This window comes from Haloarcula salina, assembly GCF_010119195.1.
Classification (GTDB): Archaea; Halobacteriota; Halobacteria; order Halobacteriales; family Haloarculaceae; genus Haloarcula; species Haloarcula salina.
In genome coordinates this window covers 545,840-559,107 of sequence record NZ_WRXL01000003.1, presented here as the reverse complement: position 1 = coordinate 559,107, position 13,268 = coordinate 545,840, and the positions used below count along the sequence as shown (strand labels likewise).

Annotated in this window: 14 protein-coding genes; 9 read left to right on the top strand and 5 right to left on the bottom strand. The window is 68.3% G+C overall.

Annotated elements, in window-relative coordinates; translation table 11 throughout:
• Positions 1 to 16 precede the first annotated feature (16 nt).
• The 3 genes from pheA to GM656_RS11235 are packed head-to-tail and all read left to right on the top strand — an operon-like array spanning position 17 to position 1,744.
• On the top strand, positions 17 to 832 hold the full coding sequence (gene pheA, locus GM656_RS11245; protein WP_162413753.1) for a prephenate dehydratase: 816 nt from the start codon (positions 17 to 19) through the stop codon (positions 830 to 832).
• A gap of 49 nt (positions 833 to 881) precedes the next feature.
• Entirely contained in the window at positions 882 to 1,289 is a 408-nt protein-coding gene (locus tag GM656_RS11240; protein ID WP_162413752.1) for an Hsp20/alpha crystallin family protein, read from the top strand.
• 2 nt (positions 1,290 to 1,291) lie between these two features.
• On the top strand, positions 1,292 to 1,744 hold the full coding sequence (locus GM656_RS11235) for a peroxiredoxin (RefSeq protein WP_162413751.1): 453 nt from the start codon (positions 1,292 to 1,294) through the stop codon (positions 1,742 to 1,744).
• A 31-nt stretch (positions 1,745 to 1,775) separates the two neighbouring features.
• Here GM656_RS11235 and leuS read toward each other — a convergent pair whose 3' ends face one another.
• Complete coding sequence (gene leuS, locus GM656_RS11230; RefSeq protein WP_162413750.1) at positions 1,776 to 4,472, bottom strand: leucine--tRNA ligase; 2,697 nt, start codon at positions 4,470 to 4,472, stop codon at positions 1,776 to 1,778.
• 139 nt (positions 4,473 to 4,611) lie between these two features.
• Between leuS and GM656_RS11225 the strand changes: the two genes are divergently transcribed.
• From GM656_RS11225 to GM656_RS11210, 5 genes are all read left to right on the top strand, one after another.
• Complete coding sequence (locus GM656_RS11225; protein WP_194242952.1) at positions 4,612 to 5,400, top strand: response regulator; 789 nt, start codon at positions 4,612 to 4,614, stop codon at positions 5,398 to 5,400.
• A 52-nt stretch (positions 5,401 to 5,452) separates the two neighbouring features.
• Complete coding sequence (locus tag GM656_RS11220; RefSeq protein WP_162413748.1) at positions 5,453 to 5,989, top strand: hypothetical protein; 537 nt, start codon at positions 5,453 to 5,455, stop codon at positions 5,987 to 5,989.
• A 79-nt stretch (positions 5,990 to 6,068) separates the two neighbouring features.
• Entirely contained in the window at positions 6,069 to 6,254 is a 186-nt protein-coding gene (locus tag GM656_RS11215; protein ID WP_162413747.1) for a hypothetical protein, read from the top strand.
• Complete coding sequence (locus tag GM656_RS19125; RefSeq protein ID WP_174242973.1) at positions 6,254 to 6,421, top strand: hypothetical protein; 168 nt, start codon at positions 6,254 to 6,256, stop codon at positions 6,419 to 6,421. Before GM656_RS11215 ends, GM656_RS19125 begins: the two co-directional genes overlap by 1 nt.
• Positions 6,422 to 6,464: 43 nt before the next feature.
• Complete coding sequence (locus GM656_RS11210) at positions 6,465 to 6,683, top strand: DUF7535 family protein (protein ID WP_162413746.1); 219 nt, start codon at positions 6,465 to 6,467, stop codon at positions 6,681 to 6,683.
• Here GM656_RS11210 and GM656_RS11205 read toward each other — a convergent pair whose 3' ends face one another.
• The 4 genes from GM656_RS11205 to GM656_RS11190 all read right to left on the bottom strand — a co-directional run bounded on the left by GM656_RS11205 (position 6,684) and on the right by GM656_RS11190 (position 10,959).
• Entirely contained in the window at positions 6,684 to 7,679 is a 996-nt protein-coding gene (locus GM656_RS11205; protein WP_162413745.1) for an ornithine cyclodeaminase family protein, read from the bottom strand.
• Between the two features lie 436 nt (positions 7,680 to 8,115).
• Positions 8,116 to 9,795: a thermosome subunit beta gene (thsB, locus tag GM656_RS11200; RefSeq protein ID WP_174242972.1), complete on the bottom strand. Its 1,680-nt coding sequence runs from the start codon at positions 9,793 to 9,795 to the stop codon at positions 8,116 to 8,118.
• Positions 9,796 to 9,969: 174 nt separating this feature from the next.
• The gene (locus GM656_RS11195) at positions 9,970 to 10,359 is read right to left on the bottom strand and encodes a DUF7383 domain-containing protein (protein ID WP_162413744.1); all 390 of its coding nucleotides are present in this window, start codon (positions 10,357 to 10,359) and stop codon (positions 9,970 to 9,972) included.
• A 30-nt stretch (positions 10,360 to 10,389) separates the two neighbouring features.
• The gene (locus GM656_RS11190; RefSeq protein ID WP_162413743.1) at positions 10,390 to 10,959 is read right to left on the bottom strand and encodes a sugar O-acetyltransferase; all 570 of its coding nucleotides are present in this window, start codon (positions 10,957 to 10,959) and stop codon (positions 10,390 to 10,392) included.
• Positions 10,960 to 11,203: 244 nt separating this feature from the next.
• Between GM656_RS11190 and GM656_RS11185 the strand changes: the two genes are divergently transcribed.
• Entirely contained in the window at positions 11,204 to 13,180 is a 1,977-nt protein-coding gene (locus GM656_RS11185; RefSeq protein ID WP_162413742.1) for a DUF460 domain-containing protein, read from the top strand.
• Positions 13,181 to 13,268: the final 88 nt, after the last annotated feature.

Genomic DNA, 13,268 nt, shown 5'->3' with positions numbered 1-13,268 from the left:
CGGAGTATCCGAGGGTATGACCACCGTGACGCTCGGACCCGCGGGGACCTACTCGCACCGCGCCGCACAGGCAGTCACCGACGACGAGGTGTCGTTCGCCGAGTCGGTGACCGCCATCGTCGAGGCCGTCGCCGAGGGCGAGGCCGACCGCGGCGTCGTCCCCGTCGAGAACAGCATCGAGGGGTCGGTGACGGAGTCGCTCGACGCCTTCGCCGAGTACGACGTCGCCGTCGTCAAGGAGATCATCACGCCGATCCGCCACGCCCTGCTGGCACAGGGTGACTCGTTCGGCCTCGTCGCCAGCCACGCGCAGGCGCTGGCCCAGTGTCGCGGCTGGCTCGACGAGCACTACCCCGGCGTCGACGTTGAGGCCGTCGCCTCGACGGCCCGGGGCGTCGAGCGCGCCCGCGAGGACCCGAGCGTCGCGGCCATCGGCCACCCCGAGAACGCGACCAACGGGACCGAACTGCGGGTGCTCGCCGAGGACATCCAGGACCAGTCCTCGAACGCCACCCGCTTCGTCGTCGTCGCGCCCGCCAGCGAGCGCGCCGAGGCCGGCGGGAAGACCTCCTTCATCGTCTACCCCGACGTGGACTACCCCGGCCTGCTGCTGGAGATGCTGGAGCCCTTCGCCGACCGCGACATCAACCTCACGCGCGTCGAGTCCCGCCCCAGCGGCGAGCGACTCGGCGACTACGTCTTCCACATCGACATCGCCGCCGGCCTCTACGAGGAGCGCACGCAGGACGCCCTCGCCGACATCGAGGGCATCGCCGAGGGCGGCTGGGTCCGCCGGCTGGGCTCGTACGACTCCGAGACGGTCATCAACTGACCGTCGTACCCGTTCTAGGCTTAAGTCCCGGGCACGCGTACCCCCGGACATGTCAGACAGAGACCCGTTCTCTGAGATCGAGCGCGCGTTCGACATGCTGGGCGAGCAGTTCGGCGTCGACCTCGGCTCCATCCCGGTCGACGTGATCGACGAGGGCGACGCGTTCGTCGTCCACGCGGACCTGCCGGGCTACGACAGCGCAGACATCGACGTACAGCTGGTCGAGGACCGCAAGCTCACGATCAGCGCGTCGGCCAGCGAGGAGCGCGAGACGAGCGACGGCCACTACGTCCAGCGCGAGCGCCGCGAGCAGTCGCTCAGTCGGTCCGTCCCGCTCCCGGAGGCGGTCGAGGAGAGCGAGACCACGGCGAGCTACGAGGACGGCGTCCTCACGGTCCGGCTGGGGAAGGTCACGAGCGACACCGACGACGAGGGGACGGACATCCCCGTCAACTGACGATGGTGCTATCGCCCGGAACCGACGTGCCGACGATACGAGCCGAGAACCAGCGCGGCGAGCCCGTCCAGCCGGGGTTCCAGCGGCCGACGGTGTTGTTCTTCTATCCGGCGGACGACACGCCGGGCTGTACGATCGAAGCGAACCAGTTCGAGACGCAGGCCGAGCAGTTCGCGGACGCGGGCGTCGAACTGTACGGCGTGTCGACGGACGGCGTGGCGAGCCACCGCGAGTTCGCCGAGAAACAGGATCTCTCGTTCGACCTGCTCGCCGACCCCGAGGGACGCATCACGGCGGCGTTCGACGTGGAACTGACCGACGGCCGGGCCGGGCGGACGACGTTCGTCATCGCGCAGGAGCAGGTCGTCGGCGTCTACGAGCGCGTCGCGCCCGACGGTCACGCGGCGAACGTCTACGAGGACCTGGTCGACACCGGACTGGTCAGTGCCGACTAGGCGGCTCGGCGGCCAGCGGGCCGCGAGCGCCTCACTCGGCGATGTCGATGGCCGGGCGGCCGGGGCCGGCCTTGCTCACGAGGCCGTCGTCCGCTTCGTCTGGCCCCTGCACGACGACCTCGGCACCGAACTCTCGCTCGATCAGCCACGCGGCGCGTTCGAGCGCCTCGCGCTCACGTTCGGGCGGTAGCTGCTCGTCGAGGGACTGCGCGCGGCCCGCGAGTTCCTTCGCGAAGTCCGCCGCGGCCTCGCCGTGCTCGCGGAGGTCCTCGTCCTGCATGACGGTCCCGACGACGTTGCCGTCGGCGTTGCGAGCGAGGTCGAGCACGCGGTGCTTCCACGCCGGCGCGACGGCGAGCGTGATGGTCTGGGGATCCTCGATACCGACGGTGTCGACGATGTCGCGGACGTCCTCGCGCGTGTTCTCGACGAGGCGGCGCTCGATGTCGTAGCCCTCGGGGGCGTCGGCCGCCGGCCACTCGGCCTCGGCGAGGAGGCCGTCCCCGCCCAGGGCGTCCCACATCTCCTCGGCGACGTGGGGGGCGACGGGCGCGAGCAGCTTCGCCGCAGTCGTGAGGCCGCGCTCGAACGTCTCGGCGTCGGGCGTCGTCGCCTCGCGGTAGCGGCGCAGCAGCGACACCATCTCGCGGACGGCCTGGAGCGCGTGGTTGAAGCGGAAGTCCTCGAACTCCGCGGTCGCCGTCGCGGCGGTGGCGTCGATTTCGCGGGCGACGTAGTCTGCGATCTCGTCGGCGTCGCTGTTCGAGGCGCTCCGCGCCTCGCTACCTCCCTCGCCGTCGGCGTACTCCTCGGCAAGCGTGTAGACGTTCTGGAGGAAGCTGTGGGCCGACTGGACGCCCTCGGGGCTCCAGGCGAACTCCTTCTCGGGCTGGGCGGCCTCCATGATGAACAGGCGGGCCGTGTCCGCGCCGTACTCCTCGATGATACGCTGGGGCGAGACGCCGTTGCCGAGGCTCTTGGACATCTTGTTGCCGTCCTCGCCGAGCACCATCCCCTGGTTCGTGAGGTTCGTGAAGGGCTCGCGGACGCCGTCGACCATGTCGAGGTCGTCGAGCACCTTCGTGAAGAAGCGGGCGTACAGCAGGTGCATGACGGCGTGTTCGATGCCGCCGACGTACTGGTCGACGGGCATCCAGTCGCCGGCCCGCTCGGCGTCGAAGGGGGCGTCGTCGAGAGCCGGCGAGGTGTAGCGCAGGAAGTACCACGAGGAGTCGACGAACGTGTCCATCGTGTCCGTCTCGCGGACGGCGTCGGCCCCGCAGTCCGGACAGTCGACGTGCTTCCACTCCTCGGCGGCGTCGAGCGGGTTCCCCGTGGTGTGGACGAACTCTGGCAGTTCGACGGGGAGGTCCTCGTCCGGGACCTCGACGTAGCCGCAGTCGTCGCAGCGGATCATCGGGATGGGCGTGCCCCAGTAGCGCTGGCGCGAGATCCCCCAGTCCCTGAGGTTGTACTCCGTGCGGTGCTCGCCGTCGAACTCCTCGACGAAGCGGTCGCGCGCGTCCTCGCTGGTGAGGCCGTCGAACTCGCCGCTGTTGACCAACAGGCCGTCCTCGGGATAGGCCGCCTCCTGTACGTCGATGTCTTCGGGGTCAGCGTCCGCGCCGTCGGTCGGTTCGACGACCTGCACGATGTCGATGTCGTGGGCCTCGGCGAACTCGTGGTCGCGCTCGTCGTGGGCCGGGACGGCGTACAGCGCACCGGTGCCAACGTCGGTCAGGACGTAGTCGGCAACGTAGACGGGGATGTCCTCGCCGGTGGCGGGATTGGTCGCGTACTCGCCGGTGAAGACGCCGGAGGTCACGTCGAGGTCGTCCTCGTCGGCCGCCTCGGCCATCTCGACGTACTCCGCGATCTCTTCGTTCTCTTCCGCGATTTCCCGGGCGACCGGGTGCCCGGGGGCCAGCGAGAAGTAGGTCGCCCCGTGGATGGTGTCCAGTCGCGTGGTGAAGATGTCGACCGCGCCGTAGTCGCCGACCTCGAAGGCGACGCTCGCGCCCTCCTGCTTGCCGATCCAGTTGCGCTGCATCTCCCGGACGTTGTTCGGCCAGCCGTCGAGGTCGTCGAGGGCCGCACGCAGTTCCTCGGCGTAGTCGGTGATGGTGAAGAACCACTGGTCCATCTCGCGGTGCTCGATGGGCGTGTCACACCGCCAGCAGAGTTCGGCCTCCCCCTCGACCTGCTCGTCGGCCAGCACCGTCTCGCAGGAGGGACACCAGTTCAGTTCGGCGGCCTGTCGCTCGACCAGCCCCTCATCGCGGAACTGTTTGAACAGCCACTGGTTCCAGCGGTAGTACTCCGGCTCGCAGGTCGCGAGTTCGCGCTCCCAGTCGTACCCGAAGCCCATCTCCTTCAGCTGCTCGCGCATCGACTCGATGCACTGCATCGTCCAGTCCCGGGGGTTGGTGTCGCGCTCCTCGGCGGCGTTCTCGGCGGGCAGGCCGAAGGAGTCCCAGCCCATCGGGTGCAGGACGCTCTCGCCGCGCATGCGCTCGAAGCGGGCGAAGGCGTCCGTGATGGTGTAGTTCCGGACGTGACCCATGTGCAGCTCGCCGGAGGTGTAGGGGAACATCGCCAGGACGTACTCGGGGTCCGTCTCGTCGTCCGCGATCCGGAACACGTCGGCGTCCTCCCACGTGCGCTGCCACCGGGGCTCGATCTCCGCGTGGTCGAACCCCCGCTCGCGTTCCTCACCGGTCGTAGTCATGATATGGCAACTTCCGGTAGCGACGGTGCTATACCTTTCCCTTCGGGAGACGGCCGCCGTGCAGACCCCGGTCGATACTGTAATCAGCCAGTGGTTTGACGGAACCCTTTTCCGGGAACATCGCAACAGTACAGTCAGTTTGCGTGACGAAATTCGCGTCCTCCACGTCGACGACGACCCCGACTTCGCGGAGCTTGCAGCGACGTTTCTCGAACGCACTGGCGAGCACTTCGACGTGACGACCGCTCACCGGGCCAGCGAAGGGCTCTCGCTGCTGGCGAGCGAGGCCTTCGACTGCGTGGTTTCGGACTACGATATGCCCCGCAGGAACGGCATCGAGTTCCTCGAACGCGTCCGCGAGGAGTACCCCGACCTCCCGTTCGTGCTGTTCACCGGGAAGGGGAGCGAGGCGGTCGCCAGCGAGGCCATCTCCGCCGGCGTCACGGACTACCTGCAGAAGGAACGCGGGACGAAACAGTACGAGCTCCTGGCGAACCGACTCGCGAACGCGGTGGCACAGCGGCGGGCCGAACTGCGGGCGGCCGAGACGACGCGCCGGTACGAGGTGCTGTTCACGCACACGCCGAACGCGATCGCGTCGGTCACGTTCGAAGACGACGAGCCGCTCATCCAGAGCGTCAACCCCGCGTTCGAAGACCTGTTCGTCCCGTCGGAGACGGACCCCATCGGCCGGAACCTCGACGACCTCGTGACGAGGACCGAGGCGCAGGCCGAGCGTGCGCGGGCCGTCACCGAGCGGACGAGGGCCGGAGAAGCCACCGTCTGGGAGGTCACCCGGGAGACGGTCGACGGGGCGCGCGAGTTCCGGCTGCACGCGATTCCGATCGACTCGCCGACCGGCGGCGAATCCGCGTACGCCGTCTACACTGACGTTACGGACCTCGCCGAGGAGGGAGACGAAGCGTGACTGGGACGGGCGACCGCGCCCGAGAACTGCTCCCCCGGAGCCGTGCGTTTCGATGAAACTGACGCGACGGGCGTTCGTGGCGGGAGCGAGCGCACTCGGTAGCGGCTGTGTCGGGTTCGGCGACTCCTCTACGCCGACGCCCCGGCCGGACCGCGACGGCGACGGCGCGCCCGACCACGCCGACGACTACCCCGGCGACGAGCGGCGGGCCGTTCGCTCCTTCCAGTGGGAGGGGACGGCGTCGCTGCAGCCGGGCGAGTTTCAGGCCGTCGCGCTCACCAACTCCGAGCGGGCGAGCGGCGACGTTCTCGACTACGAGGTGTCGGTCGACGGCGACACGCCCGTGGACTGCCTCGTGTTCGAGCGCGACGCCTACGACCGCTTTCAGGACGGAGCCCGCGACGTGTCGGTCGTCTCCGAGTACAGCCGCGTCGGGGTGACGGACGCCTCCGTGACGAGACAGTTGGCCCGTGGCGAGTTCCTGTTCGCGCTCGACTACACCGACCAGTCGACCGCGCCGGGACCGGCTCCCGTCGAGGTGTCGATCACGCTCGAACTCGGGGAGGCGCTGGCGACCGAGACGGCGTGAGTCAGCCCGCGTGAGACGACCGGAGGCGACCGCACAGTCGACACAAGACTTTCGTGGATTCGATCTGAGGGACGAGTGTATGGTACACTGCCCTGACTGTGAGACCTCGCTCGAAACGGCCGACGACATCGAGTTCGTCGAAGTTGACTCGGCGGTCGGCGTCATCAAAGCCTCCAAGCGGTTCTACGCGGCCAACTGCGCGGCCTGTGGCGTCACCATCGGCAGCGGCGTCGCCGGCGCGAAGTCCAACGGAGGTGCGGCCTGATGGTCCACTGTCCCGAGTGCGACGCGGAGATGACCGACCAGGACGACGTGGAGTTCCTCGACATGGACTCGACGACCGGCTTCTTCACGGCCTCCAAGCGGTTCTACCTCGTGGCCTGTGGGAACTGCGGGGCCGCCATCGGCAGCGGCGTCGCCGGCGCGATGTGACCGTCGGGCCTAGGCTTATACACGTTTCAGCGCAAGAGCACGTATGGCCGACTCAGCGGACGACGACGCGCAGGACCGCTCGCTACTGCCGAAGCCGCTTCGAACCGTCACGCCGGGGTCGCGGCCCCACCGCGACGAGGGGATGGACGTGTTCGGCTGGGGGATGTTCCTCGGCCTGCTCGTCCTGCTGTTCCCCCTGCTCCCGTTCCTCGCCATCGTCTGGCTCATCTCGAAGATCACCGACGCGCTCACGCCGTCGTAATCAGGTCGCGTCGGTGCCGACGAGCGAGAAGCCAGTCCCGTCGCCGGCCTCGCTGGCGTGCTCGTAGACGACGTGCGCCGCGGCCACGTCCTGGATGGCCAGCCCCGTCGAGTCGAAGACGGTGAGGCCGTCGCCGTCGGTCCGCCCCTCCAGCGTGCCGGCCACGATGTCCCCGAGTTCGCCGTAGAGGTCGTCGTCGGTCAGGACGCCCTCGCTCCAGGGAACGTTGATCTCGCCGGAGTGGGTGCACTGCTCGTAGTCGTCGATGACCAGTTTCGCGTCGAGCAGCGTCCGGTCGTCGTGCTCGTGTTTCCCGGCGGCGTCGGCCCCGATGGCGTTGACGTGGGTCCGCTCGCCCAGCCACTCGCGCTCGACGATGGGCGACTCGACCGGCGTGATCGTCGACAGCACGTCACAGCCGGCGGCGTCTTCGATGCTCCCCGCGCGGACGTCGAACCGGTCGTCGGAGGCGTCGACGAACGCGCGCTGTCTCTCCTCGCTCCGGTCCGCGACGACCACCGTCTTGATGTCGCGCACCTCGGCGATGGCCTCCAGTTGCGTGTAGGCCTGCGTCCCCGCGCCGACGAGGCCGAGCGAGTCCGCGTCGGCGACGGCGAGGTGGTCTGTGGCGACGGCGGCCGCGGCCCCGGTCCGCAGGCGCGTGAGGACCGTGCCGTCCATCACCGACAGCGGGAACGCCGTCTCGGGGTCGGAGTAGATGAGCGTGCCGAGCACCGTGGGCAGGTCGTGATCCGCGGGGTTGTCCGTGTGGACGTTGACCCACTTGACCGCGGCGGCGTCCCACGTCTCGGCGGCGACGTAGGCCGGCATCGACCGGAAGTCGCCGTTGTACTGGGGCAGGTCGATGTAGGACTTCGCCGGCATGATCGTCTCGCCTCGCGCGTCGGCGGCGAACGCGTCCGCGACCGCCTCGATGACGGCCGGCATCGCGGCGTGTTCCTCGACGGCATCGGGACCGAGAAGCAGCGTCTGCATGGTGAAGGCTGGAACGCGGCGGCACTTATACTTCCACGTCGGGGGACCACGGCCACGCGAGTGACCGGGCTGTCGGACGGTTCCTTCGATGGACGGAAAACGGAAACGAAATGGGTGCCACACCCTGGAGGTCACCAGTCGCCACCCCCGGGCGGACTGGGACACCGATGCTTGACCATGGAACACCGTAATCGTTTCTCCTGTTTCACCGTTCGATATCGAGACCCAGATGCACACCACGGAACCGCCTCAACTCAGGCCCGGGCGGTCAGCAGAGCGGCCGAGGCGCTCTCCGCGGCGTATCTAACGGAAAATGCGTCGTAAACTGCGTCCGCTAGCCACCGTCCATCGGACGGGGATTCGGTTCTCCCTGCTCGCGGGTCACTGCGTTCCCCGCTCGCAATACCGAGGGTTTTCGCGTTGCTCAAACCCTCGCTTACATCATGCCGCCCATGCCGCCGCCCATACCGCCCATGCCGCCGGGCGCGCCGCCGGGACCGCCGGCGCCCTCGTCCCCGTCACCGGAGGTCGAGAGGTCGCCGGCAGCGATGATGTCGTCGATCTTGAGCACCAGGTTCGCGGCCTCGGCGGCCGAGGAGATGGCCTGGCGCTTGGCGTGGGTCGGCTCGACGACGCCGGTGTCGAGCGTGTTCTCCACGTCGCCGGAGAAGACGTTCAGGCCGGCGCTGACGTCGCCGTCCTCGTGAGCGGCGCGCAGGTCGACCAGCGTGTCGATGCTGTCGAGACCGGCGTTCTCGGCGAGCGTGCGCGGGATGATCTCCAGCGCGTCGGCGAAGGACTCGATGGCGAGCTGCTCGCGGCCCTCGACGCCGTCGGCGTAGTCGCGCAGCCGCGCGGCGACCTCGACCTCGGGCGCGCCGCCGCCGCCGAGGACGCTGCCGTTGGCGACGGTGGAGGCGACCACGTCGAGCGCGTCCTGCACGCCGCGTTCGAGCTCGTCGACCACGTGGTCGGTCGAGCCGCGGAGCAGGAGCGTGACGCCGTGGGCGTCGTCGTTGCTGCCTTCGACGTAGAACAGGCCCTCGTTCTCGTCGCGCGAGATGGAGCCGTGGCCGAGGTCCTCCGCGGTCGCGGAGTCGAGGTCGGAGACGATCCGCGCGCCGAGGACCTCCTTCAGGAACTCGATGTCGGACTTCTTGGCGCGGCGGACCGCCAGGATGCCCTTCTGGGCGAGGTAGTGCTGGGCCATGTCGTCGATGCCCTTCTGGCAGAAGACCACGTCAGCGCCGGTGTCGGCGATCTGGTCGACCATCTCCTTGAGCTGTGCTTCCTCCTTGTCGAGGAAGTTCTGGAGCTGGCTCGGGTCGTCGACGGAGAGCTGGGCGTCGACCTCGGTCTCGTCGAGCTCGATGGCGGTGTCGACGAGCAGCACGTCGGCGTCGTCGAAGTCGGTGGGCATCTCCTCGTGGACGGGGTCCTTGTCGATGACCGCGCCCTCGAGGAGCTCGGAGTTGCCGGCCGAGCGGCCGGTCTGGGTCTCGATGTTGAGGTACTCGAGGTCGGCGATGACGGAGCCGTCCTCGGCCTCGACGGTGACGGCGTTGACCGCGTCGACGATGATCTGGGCGAGCAGCTCCTTGTTGAGCTCGGCGCCCTTGCCCGTCATCGAGGTCTCGGCGACCTTCTTCAGGAGTTCCTCGTCGTCGGGGTCGACCTCGGTGGCGATGTCGTCGAGCTCGTCTTTCGCCTGCGAGGCGGCCATGTTGAAGCCCTTGATGATGGCCGTCGGGTGGATGTCCTGCTCGAGGAGGTCCTCGGCGTTCTTCAGGAGCTCGCCCGCGATGGCGACGGCGGACGTCGTCCCGTCGCCGGCCTCGTCTTCCTGTGTCTCCGCGACCTCGACGATCATCGAGGCCGTCGGGTTGTCGATGTCCATCTCCGAGAGGATGGTGACGCCGTCGTTCGTGACGGTCACGTCGCCCATCGAGGAGACGAGCATCTTGTCCATCCCCTTCGGGCCGAGCGTCGAGCGTACAGACTCGGCGACCGCGCGAGCGGCCGAGATGTTGTGTTCCTGAGCGGACTTGTCCTTCATCCGCTGGGAGTCTTCTCCCAGGATGATCATCGGCTGGCCCTGCATCTGGCGTTGGCTCATAATCAGACTGAGATTGTATGTGGTTCTATATAAAAGTAGGGGTTAGAGTGTGCGCCGCCATGAGCGGTCGAAGTTCGCGGAACGGTGAAAACCGCCGTACGTGGGCGGCCCCCTCGAATATTTGTGCCACCGATTGGCACGGAGGGGGTGTGGCGTCGCCGCTCGTTTATACCGTCACTCGACGGGCTGTTTCCAGTGGACGGTCACCGCGCCGACGACGAACGCGTCGTCGGAGTCGGCGTTCCGCCGGAACGTGAGCGTGTTCTCGCCGGCGTGGAGCTGGTCGGGGCTGATCGTGTCCATCCAGAGCTGCCAGCCCTCGCCCGGTGCGATGTCGAAGCCCGTCAGGGGCTCGCCGTTGACCACGATCTCGTGGTCGAAGTCCGCCACGTCGAAGACCTGCATCTGGACGTACGGATCGGTCGGTCGGGACGTGGGGACCTCGAAGGTGGCCGGGTCGGTCGCGTCGCCGGAGTACTCGGCCCAGGGAACGTCGAGCGAGTCCGCGGACGGCCCGAGATGCTGCTGGAACTGACAGAGCGCGTAGGTGGCGCGGCGTGACATAGTGGACACGTCACGCGGGTGGTACAAAAATCAGTGCCCGTCAGCGTCGATCTCGCGGACGACAGTGGCGGGGTTGCCCTGAACGACGACGCCGGCGGGCACGTCGTCGGTGACGACCGCGCCGGCGGCGATCACCGCGTCGTCACCCACGGTGACACCCGGATTGACGACCGCCTGGCCGCCGACCCAGACGTTGTCGCCCAGCGTCACCGGCTTGCCGTACTCGGCCCCGCCGCGGCGCTCGTCCGGGTCGAGCGGGTGGGTCGCGGTGTAGACGTGGACGCCGGGACCGAGCAGGCAGTCGTCGCCGATCTCGACCCGGCACACGTCCAGCACGACGCAGTCGAAGTTCGCGTAGAAGCCGTCCCCGACGTGGACGTTCTCGCCGTAGTCACACCGGAAGGGCAGTTCGACATGGGGCTCCTGGCCGACGGTGCCAAACAGGTCCTGAAGGAGGGACTGCCGGGCAGCGTCGTCGGCCGGGTCGGATTGATTGTACCGTCGTGTGAGCTCGTTCGCCCGCTTGCGGGCGGCGACGAGTTCGGGGTCACTCGGGTCGTATGGCTCACCGGCCAGCATCTTCTCTTTTTCAGAGGGCATGTCGGCCGGCCTCCCGAGTGTGATGGATGCGGAACCGAATCCCAGGCATACCGGACCGTCGGACCGCCGGGGTAAGAGGCGTTGGGGTCGGCAGGCTGTCAAAAAGGTGTCTCATCTGGCAGGTGATGGGACAGCGCGCCAGAGACCCCCGGCTGGCTGTGCACCATCGCTAGCACACACGAAGACACTCCCACGGTTGCTAGCCCGGAACGGATTTATTATCGCTCGTCGCCTAACACGGTCCGTGAACCGCACGGCAGCGCTCGACGCGGTCGTCTTCGGGGTCGACATCCAGAGCGGCGACGTGCGCGGCGACGCGCCCTCCTACGCGCTGGTGGTCTTCGACGGCGAGTCCATCGAGCGGGACGTGGTCTCGCGCCGGAAGCTCCGCCGGCGGATCGAGGGCGAGGAGCCGGCCATCGTCGCGACGGACAACATGTACGAACTGGCCGCCGACAAGGACGCACTGATACACTTCCTGGGCTCGCTGCCCGACGCGACGAAGCTGGTGCAGGTGACCGGCGACGAGCGGCCCGAACCCCTCTCGCGGGTCGCAAAGCGCCACGGCGTCCCCTACGGCAAGGACCCGATGGAGGAGGCCGAAGCCGCCGCCAGACTGGCCGCCGCGAACGTCGGCCAGGAGGTGTCGGCGTTCACCGACACGACGGAGGTGAAGGTCTCGCGGGGCCGCTCGACGGGCAAGGGCGGCTGGTCCGAGGACCGCTACACCCGGCGCATCCACGGCGCGGTCAAGAAGCGCGCCCGCGAGGTCGGGTCCGAACTGGACGCCGCCGGGCTGGCGTACGACCGCGACGCGACAGAGAAGTACGGCGGCTTCTCGAACGCCGTCTTCGAGGTATCTGCCCGACCGCAGGACATCCCCGTGTCGGCGAGTCGCTCGGGAGACACCCGGGTCGAGATCGAGCGCCAGCGCCGCGACGGCATCGAGTTCCGGCCGCTCGCAAAGCGCCGCGACCACGTCGTGGTCGGCGTCGACCCCGGCACGACGACGGCCGTCGCCATCGTCTCCCTCGACGGCACCGTGCTGGACGTGTACTCCTCGCGGACCGACGACGCGGCCGCGACGACCGAGTGGATCATCGAACGGGGCCGCCCGGTGGTCGTCGCCGCCGACGTGACGCCGATGCCCGAGACGGTCGAGAAGCTCCGCCGGTCGTTCAGCGCCGCCGGGTGGAAGCCCAACCGCGATCTCCCGGTCGACGAGAAGAAACACCGGACTCGCGAGGAGTCCTACGACAACGACCACGAGCGCGACGCGATGGCGGCGGCGCTGTACGCCTTCGACAACCACGCCGACCAGTTCGACCGCATCGCGAGCAAGGTCCCGCCGCAGTTCGACGTGGGGACGGTCGTCGACCGCGTCGTCGCCGGCGAAGAGTCCGTGGAGGCGGTCCTCCGGGACCTCGACGACGACGAGGGCGACGAGGAAGACACCACGGCGCACGAGCCCCGCGAACTCACCGACGACGAGAAGGAGATCAAGCGACTGCGGGCCCGCATCGACCGGCTGGAGTCACACGTCGACGACCTCAAGGACACGATCCAGCAGAAAGACGAGCGCATCGCCGAGAAAGAGTCGCAACTGGAGAAGGCCCGCAGCGAGGGCCGCCGGGAGGTGCGGAAGGACCGCGAGGTGACGCGGCTCCAGCGGCGCAACGAGGCGCTGGAGCGGAACGTCGAGGAGGAACAGGAGAAGCGCGAGGCGCTGGCAGACAAGCTCGAACGGCTGAAAGAGCTGTGGAAGCTCGATCACTCGAACTTCGCCGACGTGTCCGAGAAGCGCGAGGGACTGACGCCGGTGAAGGTCGTCGAGCAGTTCACGCGCGACGCCATCGACGACGCCGACGAGCGCTTCGGCCTCGTCGAAGACGACGTGATCATGTTCCGCGACGCCTCCGGCGCGGGCCGGTCGACGGCCCAGCAGCTCGCCGACATCGACCCGATGCTCGTCCTCCGGAACGGGAACCTCTCCGACGCCGCCGACGAGGTGCTGTTCGACCGCGACGTGCCGGTCGCGCCGGCCGACCTCGTCACCGTCCAGGAGGTCGACGAACTGGCCGTCACGCGCGAGCGAGAGGTCGAGGCCGCGATCGAGGACTGGGAAGAGCGGGCCGAAGATCGGCGCAAGGAGCGAAACGCCGAGATGGTCGATCAGATCATCAGCGAGCACCGGGCCGACCGGCCGACGAGCGAGAACTGAGACGAGAAATCCGCCCCGTTGACCGCTGATCCGCCGGTTTGTTGGGAATCGTACATGAATTATTATATTCTCTGACCGCCTATCTCAG